The 21,452-nt window shown below is 33.9% G+C and carries 32 protein-coding genes; 1 reads left to right on the forward strand and 31 read right to left on the reverse strand.

What is annotated here, in order from left to right:
* Window positions 1–27 precede the first annotated feature (27 nt).
* Window positions 28–309 (forward strand): helix-turn-helix transcriptional regulator, encoded by a 282-nt coding sequence (locus NWE55_RS04620; protein WP_258204720.1) that lies wholly within the window; start codon window positions 28–30, stop codon window positions 307–309.
* 157 nt (window positions 310–466) lie between these two features.
* On the opposite strand, the gene NWE55_RS04625 is transcribed toward NWE55_RS04620, so the two are convergent.
* The 31 genes from NWE55_RS04625 to rpsS all read right to left on the reverse strand — a co-directional run bounded on the left by NWE55_RS04625 (window position 467) and on the right by rpsS (window position 21,451).
* A complete protein-coding gene (locus tag NWE55_RS04625) occupies window positions 467–1,909 on the reverse strand; it encodes an HmuY family protein (protein WP_155091416.1) in 1,443 nt (480 codons plus the stop codon).
* A 12-nt stretch (window positions 1,910–1,921) separates the two neighbouring features.
* The gene (locus NWE55_RS04630; protein WP_155091415.1) at window positions 1,922–4,039 is read right to left on the reverse strand and encodes a TonB-dependent receptor plug domain-containing protein; all 2,118 of its coding nucleotides are present in this window, start codon (window positions 4,037–4,039) and stop codon (window positions 1,922–1,924) included.
* Between the two features lie 130 nt (window positions 4,040–4,169).
* Window positions 4,170–5,105, reverse strand: a complete 936-nt coding sequence (gene ctlX / locus NWE55_RS04635; protein WP_155091414.1) for a citrulline utilization hydrolase CtlX — start codon at window positions 5,103–5,105, stop codon at window positions 4,170–4,172.
* Window positions 5,106–5,115: 10 nt separating this feature from the next.
* Entirely contained in the window at window positions 5,116–6,030 is a 915-nt protein-coding gene (locus tag NWE55_RS04640; protein WP_155091413.1) for a dimethylarginine dimethylaminohydrolase family protein, read from the reverse strand.
* Between the two features lie 116 nt (window positions 6,031–6,146).
* The gene (locus NWE55_RS04645) at window positions 6,147–7,430 is read right to left on the reverse strand and encodes a citrate synthase (protein ID WP_155091412.1); all 1,284 of its coding nucleotides are present in this window, start codon (window positions 7,428–7,430) and stop codon (window positions 6,147–6,149) included.
* Window positions 7,431–7,712: 282 nt separating this feature from the next.
* Window positions 7,713–9,002: a phosphopyruvate hydratase gene (gene eno, locus NWE55_RS04650; RefSeq protein ID WP_155091411.1), complete on the reverse strand. Its 1,290-nt coding sequence runs from the start codon at window positions 9,000–9,002 to the stop codon at window positions 7,713–7,715.
* Window positions 9,003–9,122: 120 nt separating this feature from the next.
* Window positions 9,123–10,235, reverse strand: a complete 1,113-nt coding sequence (gene carA / locus NWE55_RS04655; RefSeq protein ID WP_155091410.1) for a glutamine-hydrolyzing carbamoyl-phosphate synthase small subunit — start codon at window positions 10,233–10,235, stop codon at window positions 9,123–9,125.
* 106 nt (window positions 10,236–10,341) lie between these two features.
* Window positions 10,342–10,815: a 50S ribosomal protein L17 gene (gene rplQ / locus NWE55_RS04660; RefSeq protein ID WP_155091409.1), complete on the reverse strand. Its 474-nt coding sequence runs from the start codon at window positions 10,813–10,815 to the stop codon at window positions 10,342–10,344.
* A 32-nt stretch (window positions 10,816–10,847) separates the two neighbouring features.
* Complete coding sequence (locus NWE55_RS04665; RefSeq protein ID WP_155091408.1) at window positions 10,848–11,840, reverse strand: DNA-directed RNA polymerase subunit alpha; 993 nt, start codon at window positions 11,838–11,840, stop codon at window positions 10,848–10,850.
* A gap of 25 nt (window positions 11,841–11,865) precedes the next feature.
* On the reverse strand, window positions 11,866–12,471 hold the full coding sequence (rpsD, locus tag NWE55_RS04670; protein ID WP_155091407.1) for a 30S ribosomal protein S4: 606 nt from the start codon (window positions 12,469–12,471) through the stop codon (window positions 11,866–11,868).
* An 85-nt stretch (window positions 12,472–12,556) separates the two neighbouring features.
* Window positions 12,557–12,940 (reverse strand): 30S ribosomal protein S11, encoded by a 384-nt coding sequence (gene rpsK, locus NWE55_RS04675; protein ID WP_155091406.1) that lies wholly within the window; start codon window positions 12,938–12,940, stop codon window positions 12,557–12,559.
* 11 nt (window positions 12,941–12,951) lie between these two features.
* Entirely contained in the window at window positions 12,952–13,326 is a 375-nt protein-coding gene (gene rpsM, locus NWE55_RS04680) for a 30S ribosomal protein S13 (protein ID WP_155091405.1), read from the reverse strand.
* A 2-nt stretch (window positions 13,327–13,328) separates the two neighbouring features.
* Window positions 13,329–13,445: a type B 50S ribosomal protein L36 gene (gene ykgO / locus NWE55_RS04685; protein ID WP_002987490.1), complete on the reverse strand. Its 117-nt coding sequence runs from the start codon at window positions 13,443–13,445 to the stop codon at window positions 13,329–13,331.
* Window positions 13,446–13,458: 13 nt separating this feature from the next.
* Window positions 13,459–13,674, reverse strand: a complete 216-nt coding sequence (infA, locus tag NWE55_RS04690; RefSeq protein WP_155091404.1) for a translation initiation factor IF-1 — start codon at window positions 13,672–13,674, stop codon at window positions 13,459–13,461.
* Window positions 13,675–13,679: 5 nt separating this feature from the next.
* A complete protein-coding gene (gene secY, locus NWE55_RS04695) occupies window positions 13,680–15,029 on the reverse strand; it encodes a preprotein translocase subunit SecY (RefSeq protein WP_155091403.1) in 1,350 nt (449 codons plus the stop codon).
* Between the two features lie 16 nt (window positions 15,030–15,045).
* The gene (rplO, locus tag NWE55_RS04700) at window positions 15,046–15,498 is read right to left on the reverse strand and encodes a 50S ribosomal protein L15 (protein ID WP_155091402.1); all 453 of its coding nucleotides are present in this window, start codon (window positions 15,496–15,498) and stop codon (window positions 15,046–15,048) included.
* Window positions 15,499–15,509: 11 nt separating this feature from the next.
* Window positions 15,510–15,692, reverse strand: coding sequence for a 50S ribosomal protein L30 (rpmD, locus tag NWE55_RS04705; RefSeq protein ID WP_155091401.1), 183 nt, complete (start codon window positions 15,690–15,692; stop codon window positions 15,510–15,512).
* Window positions 15,693–15,705: 13 nt separating this feature from the next.
* Entirely contained in the window at window positions 15,706–16,230 is a 525-nt protein-coding gene (gene rpsE / locus NWE55_RS04710; protein WP_155034705.1) for a 30S ribosomal protein S5, read from the reverse strand.
* Between the two features lie 6 nt (window positions 16,231–16,236).
* Window positions 16,237–16,587, reverse strand: coding sequence for a 50S ribosomal protein L18 (rplR, locus tag NWE55_RS04715; protein WP_155091400.1), 351 nt, complete (start codon window positions 16,585–16,587; stop codon window positions 16,237–16,239).
* 11 nt (window positions 16,588–16,598) lie between these two features.
* Window positions 16,599–17,141, reverse strand: a complete 543-nt coding sequence (gene rplF, locus NWE55_RS04720) for a 50S ribosomal protein L6 (protein ID WP_155091399.1) — start codon at window positions 17,139–17,141, stop codon at window positions 16,599–16,601.
* 17 nt (window positions 17,142–17,158) lie between these two features.
* The gene (rpsH, locus tag NWE55_RS04725) at window positions 17,159–17,557 is read right to left on the reverse strand and encodes a 30S ribosomal protein S8 (protein ID WP_155091398.1); all 399 of its coding nucleotides are present in this window, start codon (window positions 17,555–17,557) and stop codon (window positions 17,159–17,161) included.
* 22 nt (window positions 17,558–17,579) lie between these two features.
* A complete protein-coding gene (gene rpsN / locus NWE55_RS04730; protein ID WP_155091397.1) occupies window positions 17,580–17,849 on the reverse strand; it encodes a 30S ribosomal protein S14 in 270 nt (89 codons plus the stop codon).
* 2 nt (window positions 17,850–17,851) lie between these two features.
* Window positions 17,852–18,403, reverse strand: coding sequence for a 50S ribosomal protein L5 (rplE, locus tag NWE55_RS04735; protein WP_155091396.1), 552 nt, complete (start codon window positions 18,401–18,403; stop codon window positions 17,852–17,854).
* Between the two features lie 2 nt (window positions 18,404–18,405).
* Window positions 18,406–18,723, reverse strand: coding sequence for a 50S ribosomal protein L24 (gene rplX / locus NWE55_RS04740; protein ID WP_155091395.1), 318 nt, complete (start codon window positions 18,721–18,723; stop codon window positions 18,406–18,408).
* Window positions 18,724–18,735: 12 nt separating this feature from the next.
* A complete protein-coding gene (gene rplN, locus NWE55_RS04745; protein ID WP_155091394.1) occupies window positions 18,736–19,104 on the reverse strand; it encodes a 50S ribosomal protein L14 in 369 nt (122 codons plus the stop codon).
* A 2-nt stretch (window positions 19,105–19,106) separates the two neighbouring features.
* Window positions 19,107–19,364: a 30S ribosomal protein S17 gene (gene rpsQ, locus NWE55_RS04750; protein ID WP_155091393.1), complete on the reverse strand. Its 258-nt coding sequence runs from the start codon at window positions 19,362–19,364 to the stop codon at window positions 19,107–19,109.
* A gap of 17 nt (window positions 19,365–19,381) precedes the next feature.
* Complete coding sequence (gene rpmC / locus NWE55_RS04755; RefSeq protein ID WP_155091392.1) at window positions 19,382–19,573, reverse strand: 50S ribosomal protein L29; 192 nt, start codon at window positions 19,571–19,573, stop codon at window positions 19,382–19,384.
* Between the two features lie 13 nt (window positions 19,574–19,586).
* Window positions 19,587–20,006: a 50S ribosomal protein L16 gene (gene rplP, locus NWE55_RS04760; RefSeq protein ID WP_155091391.1), complete on the reverse strand. Its 420-nt coding sequence runs from the start codon at window positions 20,004–20,006 to the stop codon at window positions 19,587–19,589.
* Between the two features lie 18 nt (window positions 20,007–20,024).
* Complete coding sequence (gene rpsC, locus NWE55_RS04765) at window positions 20,025–20,744, reverse strand: 30S ribosomal protein S3 (protein WP_155091390.1); 720 nt, start codon at window positions 20,742–20,744, stop codon at window positions 20,025–20,027.
* 8 nt (window positions 20,745–20,752) lie between these two features.
* Entirely contained in the window at window positions 20,753–21,163 is a 411-nt protein-coding gene (rplV, locus tag NWE55_RS04770) for a 50S ribosomal protein L22 (protein ID WP_155091389.1), read from the reverse strand.
* A gap of 9 nt (window positions 21,164–21,172) precedes the next feature.
* Window positions 21,173–21,451: a 30S ribosomal protein S19 gene (gene rpsS / locus NWE55_RS04775; protein ID WP_155091388.1), complete on the reverse strand. Its 279-nt coding sequence runs from the start codon at window positions 21,449–21,451 to the stop codon at window positions 21,173–21,175.
* Between the last annotated feature and the right edge of the window lies 1 nt (window position 21,452).

A 21,452-nucleotide genomic window follows, 5' to 3' on the forward strand; every position in this document is an offset into this window, starting at 1 on the left:
GAGAGTTTACAATTTGCAAAATACTTAATAGAACAAAACCTTCAATCACCTCTAACGCTCTCTGAACTATCGAGTCAAGTCGGTATGAATGATTTCAAGTTAAAAAAAGAATTTAAAGAAGAATTTAATTTGACTGTCTTTGGATACCTATACAAACTAAGAATGGCAAGAGCCAAAGCATTATTAGAAAACACAGATCAACCAATTAAAGAAATAGCTGTTTTATGTGGTTATCAATATGTACAACATTTTACAACTGCATTTAAGCGAAGCTACGGTATCACTCCTGGGAAAATTAGAAGAAAATAAAAAACCCCAAGTGCGACATACTTGGGGTTCTTCTAACAAAAATAAACTAACAACTCAATAAACAACAAATACAAAATGCTATTTGTAATTCAATTGAATCACTTACAAAGAGCGCGACAACAAATCTCCATGTAACTTTTTAATATTTTAAAACTACTTATTCAAGTAATCTGTATTCAAACTTTGGAAATCCTCTATTTCCTTTCTCATCTCTCAAACTTAACATTTTAAACTTATAGAAGTTTCCTTTACTATCACGTACAACATAAAATACATCCTTATAAAGAATTTTATCATTTGCTACATCTCTCCATGTACTTCCTATTGTACGCAAATCATCACTAAATAGATTCTCTTCAACATCTTCTTTGCTAAAACTCTTATAGTAATCTTTATTATGTAATGGCATTTTAACTCTATAAGCAAGGACACCGCCATAACGATTATGCAAAATAAAGTCTGAAAAACCATATGATCCTTTAGGAGTTCCCTGTTGATCAACTGTATTAGTAAATACTGTAAAGTTTAAATCCCATTTACCTTTACTTGGTTCAACAGCGACTAATGATTCACTATCAAAGCTAAAAAATTGAAAATTATAAGCATTGTTCTTAGTAATAAGAACTTCTTGGTGTGTCTTCTCATTAAGACGTGCATACTGCAATAAATATCCATTGTCACGTTTCAATATTCTAACTTTCATCCATCCTCTAGATTCACCACTAACATTCACCGAACCGACTGATACGCCATCATTTATACCTGGTTTAAATCCTAAATTCAAAAGAAAAACTTTATTTTCATTGTCTTCATTCTTAACTTTAGAGATAGCAGTTTTATTAAGATCTCCATCTGGAAAATCAATGTATTTCACATTAGTAGCATCAAAAGTACCTATTTGAACAGACTGTTTAAGAGACTCTAATTGACCTTCAGTTACTTGATCAAGATTAACACTATCAAATTCTCCAGCAGCCATATAAATAGAGCTATTGAGTTTGACAACATGCTCGTTTCCACTAAAAAAAGCTAAATCCCAAGAATCTCTCTTTACCTCGTAAGTAGCAATACCACCTAAATCAACATAAACCTGATTTTCTTCATTTGGGCCTCCCAAATTAGGAGAGATTACTCCTCCAAGAGCAGCGTCGAATGTAATAACCATCGAGCTGTATCCTTTAATAGAAGGTTCTTTTATACTATAATTAACCTTATCTATATGAAACTGAATTGTTTTATCTCTGCGATCAAAAGGATAGATTAAATTCTTAAATTGAAAACTTACAGTTCTTGTACCTTTTTTAAAAGGGACTACTAATCTATTGTTATTTGCCTCCGGGTACAAACGATAATCGATACCATAAGTAGCATTGATTTCATGAAAAACAATTTCAACAGTACCATCTTCTTCGGCAACATCAGAAAAGTTCATAACGATTTCTCTGTCCTCTTTTATATTTTCATAAATAATAGACTGTTCTTGAAATGCAACAATAAATTCCCTTGATTCACTATTTCCGTTACTTGAATCCTTTTCGCATGAAACAAATAAAGTACTAATAATAATAAGTGATAATATGTGTTTAAAAACACTCTCCATATATTCAAAAATTTAAAAACCTAAATCATATTGTAGCTTAACAAAGAAACTTCTTCCATATCCCAAAGGAATTGAGGAAGCTCCACCTGCATGAGCTGTTCCAGAACTAGTACTAGACTTAATATCAGTAATATCAAATATGTTTCTAACCCCTAATGTTGTCACAAGTTTTCGATCCAAAAAAGGTTGACGAATTGTAAAATCAAGCCATGAATAGCTTTCCTGCTTTCCTTTAATATAATAATCTCCTGTTAAATCACTCTCCATCTTATATTTTGTTTCTTCCCCATTATACTTATAGTATAGAGACAGAGAAGTATTCCATTTTGGTAAACGATAACTCACATTTGCTGTAACTTCAGGAGTATACAAAAACTTATCCGTAGCATCAGGTGCTCCGTAGATTTGCTGAGCAGCTCCTGAAAGAGTGAATCCTATACCTAAATCCAAATTATTCCACGACAATTGATTTAAGAATGTAATACCAAGATTTCTGTATTTATCAACATTTTCATATTTAAACTTCAATCCCTCTGGTGACACAACTTCAATTACATCTATTTTATCATCAACTACAAGATATCTTCCTGTTAAATTTGTAGAAACTTCCACATCATTGCCTAACTCAATACTTTTCTTAATGTTCATAAAAAAAGTCTTACCTTTTTCAGGTGTTAAATTAGGGTTACCTTGTAAATCATGATTTACATCAACGAAATAAGTATACAACTCCTCATAATTAGGTAATCTTGGAGATGTTCCTACAGTAGCTCTTAATTCATAATCTCCAGGTAGAATATACTTGGCAACAACATTAAATTGGTGCTGACTATCGAACAAATTCGAAGTCATCAAACGATATCCTGGTCTCAAAGTTAACTTAGGAAGAACATTAATTTCAGACGATGCATAGAAATCATAACTACCAATAGATTTTCTCTGAGGAGTTTCACCAAAAGATTCCGTCATACTTGAATAACCTTTATTCTCAGTAATTTCATAACCTACTTGAAACTTAGCTCTCTCCCATTTAATAAAATCACTAAAAGTACCTCTGGAGAAAAACACCTCTCTACTTTCTGTTCGGTACTTAGATCTGTCAAACTTTTCATCATACCTAATTCTATAACGATACAAATCAACTTCTTTTTCTTGTTTCTGATAAGAAAAGGATAGATCAAATCGAAACAGATCATTAACATTTCCTACAGTATTAAGAATATTAGACCACCTTTTTGTATTATTTATTCTATCTAAGGCTATTGGATCCGAAGTATCAAAAGTTGGATCTTCGTTAACTTCAAATAACTTATTGTAATTCTTCATGCGTTCGTTAAAGTATTCAAACTTGTAAAAAACACGGTAAGAATCTTTGTGATATGTCAATAAACCCTTTACATTATTCTGATTCTTAGGAAGCCATTCATGCCCCCTTTTATTCTCGTCTCCATAATATGTAAACCCCTTACGATCATCATACCAACCTTTAAAATCATTATGTGTATAAGACAAACTAGCAAAAAGGTTATCATTAATATTATGACTTAGCGTTAATCCTTGAACGTGTTTACCTTTGTTCTTAAGATTATATTCCTTCCCTACAGATTCTTCTTGAATAAAAGCTCTTACATTCCAATCGTGAATATTACTTTTCTTCGTAATAATATTAATTATACCTGTAACAGCATTTGCACCATAATCAACCCCCATAGCACCCTCAACGATCTCAATACGCTCAACATCATCCAAATTAATCTGAGTCAAATCAGTATTATTACCAAAACCCTCATCGCTAATCATCGGAATATTGTCAATTAGAATAGTAAAATACTGACCATCTAATCCAAACATTTTTACGGATGACCTACCCGACTTTGCGTTTGGCAAGATTGAGATATTCATCACTTGATTCAAAGCATCTGCTAGAGTAACTGCACCAAGATTTTCAATTCTTTGACGGTTAACAATTGTAACATTATTAATAGCCTTATTTATTGATTGTGGGTTGTATTGTCCTGAAATAACAATTTCTTCTAACTTTTGTTTAGGAGTTGTAAGTGTATCTTGACTATAACCTATTAACGATGTTAAAGAAAATAAACCAAGTATTAATCCCAATTTATGAGCCATATTTTTATTTACTCTATTTGATTTTGTTTGATGCAAATATAATAATTAATATTATTTAAACTCATTTTAAATAATAAAAAGAAATAAAAAAAACGCATAACATCTTGTTATGCGTTTTATATAGTATCTCTTAGTTTTTAGGAAGGAATACTTCAGCCATCATACAACGTGCACTACCACCGCCACAAGCCTCGATCGTATCAAGACTACTGTGTAAGATAGAGCAGTGTTTCTCTATTGCTTTTACCTGCTCCTTCGTTAAACTATTATAAGCTTGAGTAGACATTACTAAGAAAAGCTCATCATTAGTTCCTTTAACTTGCAACATATTACCTGCAAAGTTATTCACTTGCTCTTCGGAAATAGTAATTACTTCCTTTCCAGAATCTTTCAATTGATTTAAAACTAATTTTCGCTCTTGTTTATCATCAATACAATCAGCACAAATTACAGCAAATGTCTCAGCTAAACACATCATCACATTAGTATGATAAATATGTTTTCTCTCTCCATTAACATTTTGAAATGCTTCAAAAATGATTGGATGCATATCAAAATCCTCGCAAAACTCAATAACTAAACTTTCATCTGCACGAGGAGATAAAGCACAATAAGCTTTTTCATTCTTGCGATCTAACAATAAACTACCTGTACCCTCTAAAAATAAATCATCTTCTTCCGCAGAAGTATAATCCCATACATCCGTAATCTCAAAACCTTTCTCCTCTAATAGATCTAAAATATCCTCACGGCGTTCTAATCTCCTATTCTCAGCGAACATAGGATATAAAACAATCTCACCTGATTCGTGAAAGGAAATCCAGTTATTCGGGAAAATGCTATCCGGAGTATCTGGTTCAACAGTATCATCGACAACAATAACATCAACACCTACTGCTCGCAATTTAGCAACAAAAGCATCAAATTCTTCTTGAGCTTTTGCATTAACAGTTGCAGGTGTAAGATTATCTAAAACTTTTTGGTAGTAATTATTGACTGCTGTTTGCTCATTCATACGAAAAGCAACAGGGCGTATCATTAAAATTGTATTAGTAGTCTGTAACATATAAATAAAATTAATCGCGAATTAACGGTAAAGTAGAACATCTCAAAAGCCCTTCTTGCTTGGCAATCTCAGCATAAGGAATCTCTTCTACTGTAAAGTTATTATTTCTGAGCCATTGGTTCAATCTTGTAAAATTCTTTTCAGAAACAACAACATCAGGAGAAATTGAAAAAACATTAGAAAACATATGATACATTTCCTCTCTTTCAATATGAAATAAATTTTCCATTCCAAAAATTTTCACCAACTCACTATACTCTGCTTCATCATAAAAACCTCCTTTATAGATAATTGCTTTATCAAGCCCTACTGGTTGAAAACAACAATCTAAGTGCAATGCATTATCACGAGGCTCTACTTTTGATTTCACCAAATCAAAGCTCAATACTTTTTTATTTGGAAACAAATCTCGAATAAACTCCACACCTTCTTTATTAGTTCTAGCTGTAATATGTGATTTATAATCTGGTCTTTTATATGTACCAATAAATACATAATCATTCCACAACATTACATCGCCACCTTCGAAATGCACTTCCTCAGGTGCTGATATAATATTTTGGGGATTAATCTGGTCTAAAACTTCATGTATTGCATCAAGCTCACGATCTCTATCAGGTAATATATTCGCCTTTATAAACTTATCATCAATTACGAAACCAATATCACGAGTGAAAATTTGATTATAGTCTTGTATAATTTCTGGTCTAAATACTTTAACATCATATTTTTGAAAAACCTTATTAAAAGCCTCCATCTCATTGACCATATCTCTTTCTACAGGATACGTACCTGCTTTAATATGTTCTAATGATTTAGGATCATAAGCCTCTTCTAAAGTTGGTGTGGGTCCATTACTGGTAGCTGTACCAAGGACCACAGCCCGCAAACGAGCAGTTTCATTCTTTACATTTAACTGTAACATATCTTTGTGTTTTCCACAAATATAGGAAAAAACAATACTAAAAACGTGTATCCTAAAGTTTGACAATAAAAAAAGCTGCATTAACAAATACAGCTTTTAGATACTCTGATAATAAATTATCTTTTATCGATAGAAACAAACTCTCTTAATGGTTCACCTACATAAACTTGGCGTGGTCTTCCAATAGGTTCTTTGTTTATTCTCATCTCTTTCCATTGAGCAATCCATCCTGGTAAACGTCCTATAGCAAACATTACAGTGAACATTTCTGTAGGAATTCCCAACGCTCTATAGATAATACCTGAGTAAAAATCAACATTTGGATACAAATGTCTTTCTACAAAATAAGGATCTTTCAATGCTGCCTCTTCTAACTTTTTAGCAATATCTAAAACTGGATCATCTACTCCTAATTTACCTAATACTTCATCAGCAGCTTTCTTAATGATACGAGCACGAGGATCAAAGTTCTTATACACTCTATGTCCAAATCCCATTAAACGGAAAGGATCATCTTTATCCTTAGCTTTAGCAATATATTTCTCAACATCACCACCATCATTCTGAATTGCTTCTAACATTTCAAGAACAGCTTGATTTGCTCCTCCATGTAATGGTCCCCAAAGTGCAGACACTCCAGCAGAAATCGAAGCAAACAAACCAGCGTGTGAAGATCCAACTATACGCACTGTTGACGTAGAACAGTTTTGTTCGTGATCTGCATGCAAAATAAATAACTTGTCAATTGCATTTTTTACAACAGGATCAATTTCATAAGGTTCAGTTGGCAACGCAAACATTAATCTCAAAAAGTTATCAACGTAACTTTGCGTGTTATCATAATAATTTAAAGGATACCCTTTAGCTTTTCTATATGTCCAAGTTGCAATAACCAAGAATTTACTCATGGTTTTACATACAGCCTCATACAAATCTTTTTTACAATCTGCATTAACAACTTTAGGATTAAAAGCAGTCAAAGCACTAGTCAAAGAAGCTAAAACTCCCATCGGGTGAGCCGTTTTAGGAAAACCATCAATAATATTCTTCATCTCTTCATTAACTAATGAATACTTGCGAATATCTTTTTCAAATTGTTCGATTTCAGCCTTAGTTGGTAACTCACCAAAAATAATTAAATAAGCAACTTCTAAGAAATTTGAATTTGTTGCTAAATCTTCAATCGAATACCCTCTATATCTTAGAATTCCGTTTTCTCCATCAAGATAAGTTATTGCACTTTGACAAGAACCTGAATTTTTATAACCAGGGTCATAAGTGATAGCTCCAGTTAAAGCACGTAATTTCAAGATATCAATAGCTACTTCATTCTCAGTACCTACTATAACAGGAAATTCGTGTCTTTGGCCATCAACCTCTATATAAGCTGTTTTAGACATATTGTTATTATTTTATTTTTTTTACTAGTTTTCTATTTTTCTTATGTTTTAAACATTCAAAACGTTTTCAGTAGGAAAGGTAAGAATTAATATGCATACATACAAGTTAAAAAATAGCATAAAAAACGACTAAAATCATTATCACAACTCTTTTACATTGTGTTTATCCTAACAAAAAAAGGTTATAAAGTGTATTGAAGAATCAATACTAAAATACTTAAAATAGTATAAAAAAAATACGGCCTTATTTTTCAATAAGGCCGTATATATTTAAAGATTTATCTATTTTACTTTAAAAGCTTTAGATTGAGGATAATAAGCTACATCTCCTAATTCTTCTTCTATTCTCAACAGCTGGTTGTATTTTGCCATACGATCTGATCTTGACGCAGAACCAGTTTTAATCTGACCACAATTTAATGCTACAGCTAAATCTGCAATAGTACTATCTTCAGTTTCTCCAGATCTATGAGACATTACAGAAGTATATCCTGCATTTTTCGCCATATTCACAGCAGCAATAGTTTCAGTTAAAGTACCAATTTGATTCACTTTAATTAAAATAGAGTTACCAATATTTTGATTGATACCTCTCTCTAAACGTTCAACATTAGTAACAAATAGATCATCACCCACTAACTGTACTTTATCACCAATTTTTTCAGTTAAGTATTTCCATCCTTCCCAGTCATCTTCATACATACCATCTTCAATTGAAATAATTGGGTACTTAGAAGCTAACTCAGCTAAATAATCAGCCTGTTCTTTAGCAGATCTAACTTTTCCTTTATCGCCTTCAAACTTAGTGTAATCATATTTGCCATCAACATAAAACTCAGAAGCTGCACAATCTAAAGCAATCATAACTTCATCACCGAATTTATAACCAGCTTTTTCAACAGCTAATTTAATAGAGTCTAATGCATCTTCAGTACCTTTTAAAGTAGGTGCAAAACCTCCTTCATCACCAACAGCTGTACTTAAACCACGATCGTGTAATACTTTCTTCAAGTTGTGAAAAATTTCAGTTCCCATTTGCATAGCATGACTAAAATTCTGAGCCTTTACAGGCATGATCATAAACTCTTGAAAAGCAATAGGAGCATCAGAGTGAGAACCACCATTAATGATATTCATCATTGGAACTGGCAATGTATTAGCAGAAACACCACCTACATAACGATATAAAGGCATACCTAATTCAGCTGCAGCAGCTTTTGCTACTGCTAAAGAAACACCTAAAATAGCATTAGCACCTAATTTACCTTTATTCGAAGTACCGTCTAAATCAATCATCAACTGATCAATTGCATTTTGATCAAAAACACTTAATCCTACAACTTCTTCAGCTATAATAGAATTAACATTTTCAACAGCTTTCATAACGCCTTTGCCCATGAATGCCTTTCCACCATCACGTAATTCAACAGCTTCATGTTCTCCAGTTGAAGCACCTGATGGAACAGCTGCTCTACCAATAAAACCACCATCTGTGATTACATCAACTTCTACAGTAGGATTCCCCCTAGAATCTAAAATCTGACGTGCGTGAACACTAACAATTGTACCCATATCTTTTTTGTGTCTTAAAATTTAGTATTAACAAATTTACGAATAAAATAATGAATTAATAAATTCCTCAATCTCTTTTCCAATAACTTAAAACCATAAAAAAAGTAGCTAAAATACTAGCTACTTTCTTTTTGACATATTCTCAACAAATTCGTCAAATAAATATCTTGAATCATGTGGCCCCGGAGAAGATTCTGGGTGATATTGCACAGAAAATACATCCTTATTCTTCATTCTCATACCTGCTACAGTACCATCATTCAAATGTAGATGTGATATTTCAAAATTACCATTAGCAGTCACATCCTCTTTAATAACAGCAAATCCGTGATTTTGAGAAGTAATCTCTCCACGACCTGTAATCGTATTTAAAATAGGGTGATTAACTCCTCTATGCCCACTAAACATTTTAAAAGTATTAACTCCTTGCGACAAACCAATTAACTGATGCCCTAAGCAAATACCAAATACTGGCAAATCTCCTTCTAAAATCGATTCTACAACAGACAATACTCCTAACTTACCTAAAGCACTTGGGTCACCAGGTCCGTTCGACAAGAAAATACCATCTGGTTTAAAAGCCATCAATTCTTCGTAAGAAGAATCATAAGGAAATACCTTTACAAAACAATCACGCTCACTTAAACAACGTAAAATATTAGTTTTGATTCCAAAATCCAAAGCTGCTACGCGAAAACGCGCATTCTGATCTCCAAAGTAATAAGGTTCTTTAGTAGATACTTTAGAAGCAAGCTCAAGCCCATCCATACTAGGAATACTCTTAACAAGAGCGCGCAACTCCTCAATAGATTTTCCATCTGTAGAAATCACAGCATTCATAGCGCCATTATCGCGAATATAAGCAGTTAATGCACGTGTATCTACATCAGATACAGCGACAAGCTGATGCTCTTCTAAATAAGTATACAAATCAGACAAAGAATTAGGTCTTGAGTGGTAAAAACTAAAATTCTTACAAACCAAGCCGGCTATTTTAATACTGTCTGAATCTACTTCTTCACTATTAACACCATAATTACCAATATGTGCGGTAGTTGATAACATGATTTGACCATAGTAAGAAGGATCTGTAAAAATTTCTTGATAACCAGTCATCCCTGTATTGAAACAGATTTCACCGTAAGCGGTACCCTTAATACCAACAGATTTACCGTAAAAAACAGTACCATCATATAGAACTATGATAGCTTCATCTCTTTTATTGTATTCCATTATAATTTAGTTGTATTGAATTTGTGGCAAAAATAGAATAAAAAAAAAGACATTCTTAAAAAGAATGTCTTTTTTATATCATAAATTACAATATGTTATTGTAATACTATTCATTAGTTTCAGCATTAGTAGCCTCTACAGCAGGTGCATCAGCTTCAGTAGCTTTTTTCTTCCCTCTACGAGTAGATTTCTTAGCTTCTTTCTTAGCTACATTGTAAATTTCGTTAAAATCAACGAATTCAATCATAGCCATATCTGCGTTATCTCCTAAACGGTTACCCAATTTAATGATACGTGTATATCCACCTGGGCGATCTCCAACTTTTACAGCTACTTCTCTGAATAATTCAGTTACAGCATCTTTATGTCTTAAGTAAGAGAAAACAACACGACGATTATGAGTATCGTCAGTTTTTGCTTTAGTTACTAATGGCTCAATAAACTGCTTTAAAGCTTTAGCTTTAGCAACAGTAGTATTGATACGCTTGTGCTCGATTAAAGAACAAGCCATATTCGCTAACATAGAATTTCTATGACCAGCTTTTCTACCTAAATGATTTATTTTTTTTCCGTGTCTCATTGCTTTCTAGAATTTAGACTTCACAGCCTACATTATTCTTTATCTAATTTGTATTTTGATAGATCCATACCAAAATTTAGCCCTTTAACTGCAACTAGTTCCTCTAACTCTGATAAAGATTTTTTACCAAAGTTTCTAAACTTCATTAAATCGTTTTTGTTAAATGAAACTAAATCTCCTAATGTATCTACTTCAGCCGCTTTTAAACAATTCAATGCTCGAACTGAAAGATCTAAATCTACCAATTTAGTTTTTAGAAGCTGTCTCATATGTAATGATTCTTCATCATAAGACTCAGTTTGAGCAATTTCATCAGCCTCTAAAGTAATTCTTTCGTCAGAGAACAGCATAAAATGATGAATCAAAGTTTTTGCTGCTTCAGTTAAAGCATCCTTTGGATGAATAGAACCATCAGTGATAATATCAAAAACCAATTTTTCGTAATCAGTTTTTTGCTCTACACGATAGTTTTCAATAGCATACTTAACGTTCTTAACTGGAGTATAAATTGAATCAGTAAAGATAGTTCCGATAGGTGCATTTGGCTTTCTATTCTCTTCAGCAGCAACGTACCCTCTTCCTTTCTCAATCGTCAAATCTAATGTAATAGACACGTTAGCATCTAAATTACAAATTACAAGATCTGGGTTCAAGATCTGGAAACTTGAAATGAACTTTTGGAAATCACCAGCAGTCATTTGTTCTTTACCAGAAAAAGAGATACTTACAGTTTCATTATCAACATCTTCGATTTGACGTTTGAAACGAACTTGTTTTAAGTTAAGAATGATTTCAGTTACATCCTCAACAACACCTGCTATAGTAGAAAACTCATGATCTACACCTTCTATACGAACTGAAGTAATAGCATATCCTTCAAGTGAAGATAGAAGAACTCTTCTTAATGCATTACCAATAGTCAATCCATATCCCGGTTCTAAAGGTCTAAATTCGAATTTACCTTTAAAATCGGTCGAATCAATCATGATAACTTTATCGGGCTTTTGAAAATTAAATATTGCCATATTTGTTTCGACTGAATGTCAATTATTATTTGTTGTACAACTCTACGATTAACTGTTCTTTGATGTTTTCAGGAACTTGAAGTCTTTGTGGTACATTTACGAAAGTACCTTCTAAAGTTTCAGGATTCCAAGTAATCCACTCATAAACAGCACTAGAATTAGATAACGAACGTTCGATAATTTCTAGAGTTTTAGATTTTTCACGAACTGCAACTTTATCACCAGGTTTTAGTTGATAAGAAGGGATATTAACCACCTCTCCGTTTACAGTAATGTGTCTGTGAGAAACAACTTGACGAGCTGCACGACGAGAAGGAGCGATACCCATTCTGAATACAACGTTGTCTAATCTTGACTCACATAATTGAATCAAAACTTCACCAGTAACTCCACGAGCAGCAGCTGCTTGTTTGTAAAGGTTACGGAATTGTTTTTCTAAAATACCGTAAGTATATTTAGCTTTTTGTTTCTCCATTAACTGGATAGCATACTCAGATTTTTTTCCGCGTTTTTTTGCTAATCCGTGTTGTCCTGGAGGGTAATTTCTTTTTTCGAAAGATTTATCATCTCCGAAAATAGCTTCGCCGAATTTACGAGCGATCTTAGTTTGTGGACCAGTATATCTTGCCATTTCTAAAAATTAAAAAAAGGTAGGGATTATGAATTCAGGTCACTTTCCTCCGATAATCTATTCCTACCTTTGGTTATACTATAAATTAAACTCTTCTTCTCTTAGGAGGACGACATCCATTATGAGGGATTGGAGTAATATCGATAATCTCAGTTACTTCAATTCCACCGTTATGTAATGATCTGATAGCAGATTCTCTACCATTTCCAGGTCCTTTTACATAAACTTTAACTTTTTTAAGTCCTGCCTCAAGTGCAACTTTACCGCAATCTTCTGCAGCCATTTGAGCAGCGTATGGAGTGTTCTTTTTAGAACCTCTGAATCCCATTTTACCTGCAGATGACCAAGAAATCACTTCACCTTTTTTATTAGTCAATGAAATGATGATATTGTTAAACGTCGCATTAATATGAGCCTCACCTGTTGATTCAACAAGTACTTTACGTTTTTTTGTATTCGCTTTAGCCATATTACTACTTATTATTTAGTTGCTTTTTTCTTGTTAGCAACAGTTTTTCTTTTACCTTTTCTAGTTCTAGAGTTATTCTTAGTTCTTTGTCCTCTTAATGGAAGACCAGCTCTATGACGGATTCCTCTATAACATCCGATATCCATTAAACGTTTGATGTTTAAAGAAATTTCAGATCTTAATTCACCTTCAATAGTGTAGTGAGCTACAGCTTCACGAATTGCTCCGATTTCATCATCGTTCCAATCTAGAACTTTTTTATCTTCGCTAACGTTTGCTTTTTCAAGAATTTCTTTAGCTCTGCTTGAACCAATTCCGAAGATATAAGTTAAAGCAATAACTCCTCTTTTGTGTTTAGGTATATCTACCCCTGCGATTCTTGCCATAATTATCCTTGTCTTTGTTTAAATCTAGGATTCTTTTTATTAATAACGTAAAGTCTACCTTTTCTACGTACTATAATGCACTCGGCACTTCTTTTTTTAACTGATGCTCTTACTTTCATTTTAATAGCCTCTTTAATATCTATAAGTAATTCTTGCTTTGGTCAGATCGTAAGGACTCATTTCCAATTTTACTCTATCACCTGGTAGTAACTTAATATAGTGCATACGCATCTTACCAGAGATATGAGCAATTACGACATGTCCATTTTCTAATTCTACACGGAACATTGCATTTGATAACGCTTCTACGATTGCTCCGTCTTGTTCTATTGCTGCTTGTTTTGCCATAAAAATTAAGCTATTGCTCTTCTATTTTTACCACTAGTCATCATACTATCATACTGTTTATTTAACAAGTATGAGTTTATTTGTTGGATAGTATCAATTACAACACTAACCATAATTAGTAACGATGTTCCACCATAAAACATAGCCCAATGATCTTGAACACCTATCACTGTTTTCATTATTGCAGGAAAAACAGCGATCAAAGCTAAGAATAACGAACCTGGGAAAGTAATCAAAGACATGATTCTGTCTAAGAAATCCGCAGTTTCTGTTCCTGGTCTAACACCAGGTATAAATCCTCCACTTCGTTTCAAATCATCAGCCATCTTATTAGTAGGTACTGTAATTGCGGTGTAAAAGTACGTAAAAATTATGATTAATAAAGCAAAAAGTAAATTATACTCCCAACCAAATACATTATGGAAGGTTGTACTTATAGATTTTGCAGTATCCGAAGTTGATAATCCAGCAACTGCTGCTGGCACAAACATAATCGCTTGAGCGAAGATGATTGGCATTACTCCAGATGCGTTAAGCTTTAAAGGTATCCATTGACGGTTACCACCTAACATTGATTGATCATAAGTTCCAGAAGCACTTCTTCTTGCATATTGAACAGGAATCCTTCTAACAGCAAGCGTCAATAAAATACAAGCAATAATGATTAACAACCATAAAATTACTTCAATCACCACCAACATAAGACCACCATTACTACTTTCAGTTGTTCTCGATTGAAACTCTTGAACGAACGCCATTGGCAATCTTGCGATAATACCAACCATAATTAACAATGAGATCCCATTTCCAATACCTTTATCAGTAATTTTTTCACCTAACCACATTGCAAAAATAGTTCCGGTAACTAGTATAATTACTGAAGAAAACAAGAATGAGAAAGAATCGAAACCTAGCAAAAATGCATCTGATGGCAACTGCAAGTACAAATTATAAATGTAACTTGGCCCTTGTAACAAGGTGATACCAATTGTCAACCATCGCGTAATTTGGTTCATTTTCTTTCTACCGCTTTCTCCATCATTTTGCAGTTTTTGAAGATAAGGAACCGCGATTCCCATCAACTGTACTACAATGGAAGCAGAAATATAAGGCATAATACCTAATGCGAAAACAGAAGCTTGCGAGAACGCTCCCCCTGTAAACACATTTATTAACCAACCAACACCTTGATTAGTTTGCTCTGTTAAAGCTTGCAATTTTGTAGCGTCAATACCTGGAAGAGTAACTTGTGTACCGAATCGGTACACAAGTAATAATCCTAATGTAATTAGAATTTTATTTTTTAGTTCTTCAATTTTCCAAATATTGGCTAATGTTTCAAAAAACTTCTTCATCTTGTTTACTAAGATTTTATAACGTTACAATTTCTCCTCCTACAGCTTCGATTGCTTGTTTAGCAGAAGCTGAAAATTTATGAGCAGAAACTTTTAATTTAGCTTTTAATTCGCCACGTCCTAAAACCTTCACTAAACCATTTTTAGAAGCTAAACCTAAATCTACTAAAAGAGCGAAATCTACAGTATCTGTAACTACTCCATTATCAACCAAACCTTGTAAAGTTTCTAAGTTAACAACGTTGTACTCAACTCTATTAATATTTTTGAAACCAAATTTTGGTACACGTCTTTGAAGTGGCATTTGCCCTCCTTCAAATCCGATCTTTTTAGAATATCCTGAACGTGATTTTGCTCCCTTATGTCCTTTTGTAGAAGTTCCTCCTTTTCCAGAACCTTCACCACGACCAACTCGTTTGTTTTGGTTGTGTACTGAACCGTTTGCTGGCTGTAAATTACTTAAATTCATACTTTACAAAATTATTTAATTTCTTCTACAGAAACTAAGTGTTGAACTTTTTTTACCATTCCTAAAATTGCACTTGAAGCTTCATGCTCCACTACTTGTCCAATTTTACGAAGTCCTAAAGCCTCTAATGTTCTCTTTTGAATAAGAGGACAGTTGATTTGGCTTTTTACTTGTTTTACTTTTATTCTTGACATAACTTCCTTCAAATTAACCTTTAAATACTTTTTCTAAAGAAATTCCTCTTTGTTTTGCAACTGTAGAAGCACTTCTTAAGCGTAATAAAGCATCGAAAGTAGCTTTAACCACGTTGTGTGGGTTAGAAGAACCCTGAGATTTTGATAATAAATCTTTAATCCCTACTGATTCTACAACTGCTCTCACAGAACCTCCAGCAATTACTCCAGTACCCAAAGATGCAGGCATCAATAATACTCTTGCTCCACTGAATTTACCTTTTTGTTCGTGAGGAATAGTATGACCATTCAAAGGAATTCTTACTAAGTTTTTCTTAGCATCTTCCACCGCTTTAGCGATTGCTTCAGAAACATCTTTTGATTTACCTAAACCATGACCCACTACACCGTTCTCGTCACCTACTACAACTACAGCTGAGAATCCGAAAGCACGCCCACCTTTAGTTACTTTAGTTACACGATTAACACTAACCAAACGGTCTTTTAAATCAAGACCACTTGGTTTTACAAATTCTACGTTTTTATAATTTTGATACATAACTAATTAGAATTTTAATCCAGCTTCTCTAGCACCGTTCGCTAATGATTGAACACGTCCGTGGTATAAATAACCATTTCTGTCGAAAGATACATTTTCTATACCAGCTTTTAAAGCTTTTTCTGCAATTAGTTTCCCAACCGATGCAGCAGTTTCAATATTGGTTCCTCTTGTTATACCAGCTTCTCTTGAAGATGCTGAAGCTAGAGTTACTCCATTCACGTCATCTATGATTTGCGCATAGATCTCTTTATTACTTCTGAATACAGAAAGTCTTGGTTTTGCTGTAGTTCCAGTAACCACCTTTCTAATTCTGAATTTTATACGTTGTCTTCTTTCAGATTTTGTTAATGACATAGTCTTAATTTTTAAGCTGATTTACCTGCTTTTCTTCTTAACTCTTCACCCACAAACTTGATACCTTTTCCTTTGTAAGGTTCTGGTTTACGGAATGAACGGATTTTAGCTGCCACTTGACCTACTAATTGTTTGTCATGTGAAGTCAATTTCACTAGTGGGTTTTTCCCTTTTTCAGATATAGTTTCCACTTTTACTTCTGAAGCAACATCTATTACGATATTGTGTGAAAAACCTAAAGCTAAATCTAACTTTTGACCTTGGTTAGAAGCACGATATCCTACCCCTACCAATTCCAAAGTGATTGTAAATCCTTCAGATACACCTGTAATCATATTGTTAATTAAACTACGGTATAAACCGTGTTTTGCTCTCTCATCTTTATCGTCAGATGAACGCTCAACAATTACATTATTTTCTTCAACTTTAACACTAACTGTATCAAATTTCTGAGTAAGCTCTCCTAATTTACCTTTAACAACGATCTCTCCTTCTTTAACGTCAACCGTTACACCAGCAGGGATTGCTATTGGACTTTTTCCTATTCTTGACATCTCTTAGTCTTTTTAAATTAGTATACGTAACAAACTACTTCTCCACCAACATTAAGTTGTTTCGCTTGTTTTCCAGTCATCAATCCTCTTGATGTTGAAATAATAGCGATTCCTAAACCATTTAAGATTCTAGGAAGGTCAGCTGCAGAAGCGTATTTACGCAAACCTGGTTTACTAATTCTTTGGATATCTCTAATTACAGACTCTTTAGTGTCCTTATCATATTTTAAAGCTATTTTGATTGTTCCTTGAACTGAACTATCATCAAATTTATAGCTTAAGATATATCCTTGATCGAATAAAATTTTCGTGATTTCTTTCTTAAAGTTAGATGCTGGAATCTCAACTACTTTGTGGTTTGCACGCACAGCATTTCTAATTCTTGTAAGGAAATCTGCTATTGGATCTGTATACATTGTTTTTACCTTTAAATCTTAATTACCAACTTGCCTTTTTAACTCCTGGTATCAATCCATTATTTGCCATTTCACGGAAAGTAACACGAGAAATACCGAACTGACGCATATACCCTCTTGGTCTTCCTGTTAATTTACATCTGTTGTGTAAACGTACTGGAGAAGCATTTTTAGGCAATTTTTGTAACCCTTCGTAGTCTCCAGCTTCTAAAAGAGCTTTTCTCTTATCAGCATATTTATCTACTAATGCTTGTCTTTTTACCTCACGGGCTTTCATTGATTCTTTAGCCATACTTAATTCTTTTTAAAAGGTAATCCTAATTCAGCAAGTAAAGATTTCGCTTCTTTATCTGTATTAGCAGATGTTACAAAAGTGATATCAAAACCAGCGATTTTGTTTACTTTATCAATATTGATTTCAGGGAAAATAATCTGCTCAGTAACACCTAAGTTATAATTTCCTCTTCCGTCAAATCCGTCAGATTTAATTCCTTGGAAATCTCTAACACGTGGTAAAGCAGAAGTTACTAAACGATCTAAGAACTCATACATTTTCTCTCCACGTAAAGTTACTTTAGCTCCAATTGGCATACCTTTTCTCAATTTAAACGTAGCAACGTCTTTCTTTGAGATAGTAGCAACAGCTTTTTGTCCTGTAATTTTAGTCAATTCCTCAACTGCGTAATCAACTAATTTTTTATCAGATACAGCTGCTCCAACACCACGGCTAACAACGATTTTCTCAAGTTTTGGAACTTGCATAACGTTTTTGTAACCAAATTCCTCAGTAAGAGCAGAGATTACTCTGCTTTTATACTCTTCTTTAAGTCTTGGTATATAAGCCATAACTATAATACTTGTTTTGATTTTTTAGAAACTCTAACATTTTTTCCGTTCTCATCTTTCTCGATAGCTACTCTTGTAACTTCGTTAGTCTTAGGATCTACGATCGCTAAGTTAGAGATGTGGATTGGAGCTTCTTTTTTAACAATTCCACCTTGAGGGTTAGTAGCACTAGGCTTAACATGCTTAGAAATGATGTTTAACCCTTCAACAATAGCTTTGTTTTTTTCACGTAATACACGTACTACCTTACCTTCTAAACCTTTATGGTCTCCAGCAATTACACGTACTGTATCTCCTGTTTTTATCTTTAGCTTAGTCATCTTTTGAAAGAATTATAACACCTCTGGTGCTAATGATACAATTTTCATGAATTGTTTTTCACGAAGTTCTCTCGCTACTGGACCAAAAACACGAGTTCCTCTCATCTCACCTGCAGCATTCAATAATACACATGCGTTATCATCAAATCTGATGTAAGATCCATCGGCTCTTCTCACTTCTTTTTTGGTACGAACAACAACTGCAGTTGAAACAGCACCTTTCTTAACGTTTCCGTTTGGAGTTGCTTCTTTGATTGAAACTACAATTTTATCTCCTACAGAGGCATAACGACGTTTCGTTCCTCCTAACACGCGGATTGTCAAAACTTCTTTTGCTCCCGTGTTATCTGCTACTTTAAGTCTAGATTCCTGTTGTACCATAATTATTTCGCTCTTTCAATGATTTCAACTAATCTCCAACATTTAGATTTAGATAATGGACGAGTCTCCATAATTCTAACTGTATCACCAATGTTGCAGTCATTTGTTTCGTCGTGTGCAACATATTTCTTAGTTTTCAACACGAACTTTCCGTATAAAGGGTGTTTTACTCTCTTTACTTCAGACACAACAATAGATTTCTCCATTTTGTTGCTAGTAACAACACCTATTCTTTCTTTTCTTTCTTTTCTATTTTCCATCTTTCGGCAGAATACAATTATTGTAACTCTCTTTTACTTAACTCTGTCTTAACTCTAGCGATGCTTCTTCTAACCGTTCTGATTTGAAGAGGATTCTCAATTGGAGAAATCGCGTGTGCAGATCTTAAGTTATTATATGCGCTTGTCAACTGCGTTAGTTGATCTTGTAATTCAGCTACAGATAGACTTACTATTTCTGATTGTTTCATGATAAATTTTAGATTATGCTTCGAAATCTCTAGCGATTACAAATTTAGTTCTAACTGGAAGTTTTTGTGCTGCTAAACGCAATGCTTCTTTAGCAACTGAAATTGGCACTCCACCAACTTCGAACATAATTCTTCCTGGTTTTACCACAGCAACCCAGTACTCTACTGCACCTTTACCTTTACCCATACGTACTTCAAGAGGCTTTTTAGTAATTGGTTTATCTGGGAAAATCTTGATCCACAACTGTCCTTCACGTTTCATGAAACGAGTAGCTGCAATACGAGCTGCCTCAATTTGACGAGAAGTAATAAATGAAGTGTCCATCGATTTGATTCCAAACATACCATTTGAAAGTTCATGCCCTCTTTGAGAAATCCCTTTCATTTTACCTTTCTGTACCTTACGGTATTTTGTTCTTTTAGGCTGTAACATTTTTCTTCAGTTTAAAAATTACTTTCTTTTGCGTTGGTTAGTTTTACCTTTTGGAGATCCTGCTGATTTAGATTGTTTTTTATCCATTCCAGCTAACGGAGAAAGATCTCTTTTTCCATAAACTTCACCTTTCATGATCCACACTTTAATTCCCATTCTACCATAAGTAGTGTGAGCTTCAGCAAGTGCGTAATCGATGTCAGCTCTGAAAGTTGATAAAGGAATACGTCCTTCTTTAAAAGTTTCAGAACGTGCCATTTCAGCACCATTCAAACGACCAGAAATCATAACTTTAATTCCTTCAGCGTTCATTCTCATCGCAGCAGCCATAGCCATACGAATCGCACGACGGTAAGAAATTCTGTTCTCAATTTGACGAGCGATACTTGCAGCCACAAGATATCCGTCTAATTCAGGACGTTTGATTTCAAAAATGTTAATCTGAACTTCTTTATCAGTAATCTTTTTTAACTCTTCTTTTAGCTTGTCTACCTCTTGTCCACCTTTCCCGATAATAATACCAGGTCTTGCAGTAGTGATAGTAACGGTTACAAGTTTCAAAGTTCTTTCGATGATTACTTTAGAAACACTAGCTTTTGATAAACGAGCATGGATATACTTTCTGATTTTGTGATCTTCAGCGATTTTATCACCGTAGTCATTTCCACCATACCAGTTTGAGTCCCATCCTCTAATAATACCAAGGCGATTCCCGATTGGATTAGTCTTTTGTCCCATACTGCTTATTAATTGCTTTGTGTGTTATTATTAGATCCTAACACGATTGTTACGTGATTAGAACGTTTTCTTATTCTATGTGCTCTTCCTTGAGGTGCAGGACGTAATCTTTTTAACATCATACCACCATCAACTCTGATTTCTTTAACGATTAAACCAGCTTCTTCAATATTTGAATCACTGTTCTTCGCTTGCCAGTTAGCGATTGCAGATAAAAGCAATTTCTCTAAATTACGAGAAGCTTCTTTTGAACTGAATCTTAATATATTTAGAGCTTTTTCTACTTTCTGTCCTCTAACTAAATCCGCTACTAAGCGCATTTTTCTTGGAGAAGTAGGGCAATTATTTAGCTTAGCGAAAGCAACTTGCTTGTTAGCCTCTTTAATCTGCTCAGCTCTCTCTCTTTTACGAACTCCCATAGCTTCTTATTATTTTTTACCTTTATTCTTTGCACCAGCGTGACCTCTAAAAGATCTTGTTGGTGAAAATTCTCCTAATTTATGTCCTACCATGTTCTCTGTTACATATACAGGAACAAATTGACGACCATTGTGCACTGCGATAGTTTGTCCAACGAAGTCTGGAGTAATCATAGAAGCTCTTGACCAAGTCTTGATAACTCCATTTTTTCCACTCTCTACGTTTTGTTGAACTTTCTTCTCTAATCTAAAGTGAACATAAGGTCCTTTTTTTAACGAACGTGCCATG

Origin of the sequence: Myroides albus (assembly GCF_024722315.1) — a bacterium.
In the GTDB taxonomy this organism is placed as follows: Bacteria; Bacteroidota; Bacteroidia; order Flavobacteriales; family Flavobacteriaceae; genus Flavobacterium; species Flavobacterium album_A.

Excerpts from the sequence above, each read along its gene's own strand:
- rplF (WP_155091399.1), bottom strand. The coding sequence starts at position 17,141 with ATGTCAAGAATAGGAAAAAGTCCAATAGCAATCCCTGCTGGTGTAACG.
- NWE55_RS04640 (WP_155091413.1), bottom strand. The coding sequence starts at position 6,030 with ATGTTACAGTTAAATGTAAAGAATGAAACTGCTCGTTTGCGGGCTGTG.
- rplV (WP_155091389.1), bottom strand. The coding sequence starts at position 21,163 with ATGGGAGTTCGTAAAAGAGAGAGAGCTGAGCAGATTAAAGAGGCTAAC.
- ctlX (WP_155091414.1), bottom strand. The coding sequence starts at position 5,105 with ATGTTACAGACTACTAATACAATTTTAATGATACGCCCTGTTGCTTTT.
- carA (WP_155091410.1), bottom strand. The coding sequence starts at position 10,235 with ATGGAATACAATAAAAGAGATGAAGCTATCATAGTTCTATATGATGGT.
- rplO (WP_155091402.1), bottom strand. The coding sequence starts at position 15,498 with ATGAATTTAAGTAATTTACAGCCAGCAAACGGTTCAGTACACAACCAA.
- rpsK (WP_155091406.1), bottom strand. The coding sequence starts at position 12,940 with ATGGCTAAAGCGAATACAAAAAAACGTAAAGTACTTGTTGAATCAACA.
- rplX (WP_155091395.1), bottom strand. The coding sequence starts at position 18,723 with ATGACTAAGCTAAAGATAAAAACAGGAGATACAGTACGTGTAATTGCT.
- rpsH (WP_155091398.1), bottom strand. The coding sequence starts at position 17,557 with ATGTATACAGATCCAATAGCAGATTTCCTTACAAGAATTAGAAATGCT.
- rpmC (WP_155091392.1), bottom strand. The coding sequence starts at position 19,573 with ATGAAACAATCAGAAATAGTAAGTCTATCTGTAGCTGAATTACAAGAT.
- rplQ (WP_155091409.1), bottom strand. The coding sequence starts at position 10,815 with ATGAGACACGGAAAAAAAATAAATCATTTAGGTAGAAAAGCTGGTCAT.
- eno (WP_155091411.1), bottom strand. The coding sequence starts at position 9,002 with ATGGGTACAATTGTTAGTGTTCACGCACGTCAGATTTTAGATTCTAGG.
- secY (WP_155091403.1), bottom strand. The coding sequence starts at position 15,029 with ATGAAGAAGTTTTTTGAAACATTAGCCAATATTTGGAAAATTGAAGAA.
- rplP (WP_155091391.1), bottom strand. The coding sequence starts at position 20,006 with ATGTTACAGCCTAAAAGAACAAAATACCGTAAGGTACAGAAAGGTAAA.
- NWE55_RS04625 (WP_155091416.1), bottom strand. The coding sequence starts at position 1,909 with ATGGAGAGTGTTTTTAAACACATATTATCACTTATTATTATTAGTACT.
- rpsS (WP_155091388.1), bottom strand. The coding sequence starts at position 21,451 with ATGGCACGTTCGTTAAAAAAAGGACCTTATGTTCACTTTAGATTAGAG.
- rpsQ (WP_155091393.1), bottom strand. The coding sequence starts at position 19,364 with ATGGAAAATAGAAAAGAAAGAAAAGAAAGAATAGGTGTTGTTACTAGC.
- rplN (WP_155091394.1), bottom strand. The coding sequence starts at position 19,104 with ATGGTACAACAGGAATCTAGACTTAAAGTAGCAGATAACACGGGAGCA.
- NWE55_RS04665 (WP_155091408.1), bottom strand. The coding sequence starts at position 11,840 with ATGGCAATATTTAATTTTCAAAAGCCCGATAAAGTTATCATGATTGAT.
- rplR (WP_155091400.1), bottom strand. The coding sequence starts at position 16,587 with ATGTCATTAACAAAATCTGAAAGAAGACAACGTATAAAATTCAGAATT.
- rpmD (WP_155091401.1), bottom strand. The coding sequence starts at position 15,692 with ATGTCAAGAATAAAAGTAAAACAAGTAAAAAGCCAAATCAACTGTCCT.
- rpsD (WP_155091407.1), bottom strand. The coding sequence starts at position 12,471 with ATGGCAAGATATACTGGTCCACAAACTAAGATCGCTCGTAAATTCGGC.
- NWE55_RS04630 (WP_155091415.1), bottom strand. The coding sequence starts at position 4,039 with ATGGCTCATAAATTGGGATTAATACTTGGTTTATTTTCTTTAACATCG.
- infA (WP_155091404.1), bottom strand. The coding sequence starts at position 13,674 with ATGGCAAAACAAGCAGCAATAGAACAAGACGGAGCAATCGTAGAAGCG.
- rpsM (WP_155091405.1), bottom strand. The coding sequence starts at position 13,326 with ATGGCAAGAATCGCAGGGGTAGATATACCTAAACACAAAAGAGGAGTT.
- rpsN (WP_155091397.1), bottom strand. The coding sequence starts at position 17,849 with ATGGCTAAAGAATCAATGAAAGCCCGTGAGGTAAAAAGACAAGCATTA.
- rpsC (WP_155091390.1), bottom strand. The coding sequence starts at position 20,744 with ATGGGACAAAAGACTAATCCAATCGGGAATCGCCTTGGTATTATTAGA.
- ykgO (WP_002987490.1), bottom strand. The coding sequence starts at position 13,445 with ATGAAAGTAAGAGCATCAGTTAAAAAAAGAAGTGCCGAGTGCATTATA.
- rpsE (WP_155034705.1), bottom strand. The coding sequence starts at position 16,230 with ATGTATCAAAATTATAAAAACGTAGAATTTGTAAAACCAAGTGGTCTT.
- rplE (WP_155091396.1), bottom strand. The coding sequence starts at position 18,403 with ATGGCTTATATACCAAGACTTAAAGAAGAGTATAAAAGCAGAGTAATC.
- NWE55_RS04645 (WP_155091412.1), bottom strand. The coding sequence starts at position 7,430 with ATGTCTAAAACAGCTTATATAGAGGTTGATGGCCAAAGACACGAATTT.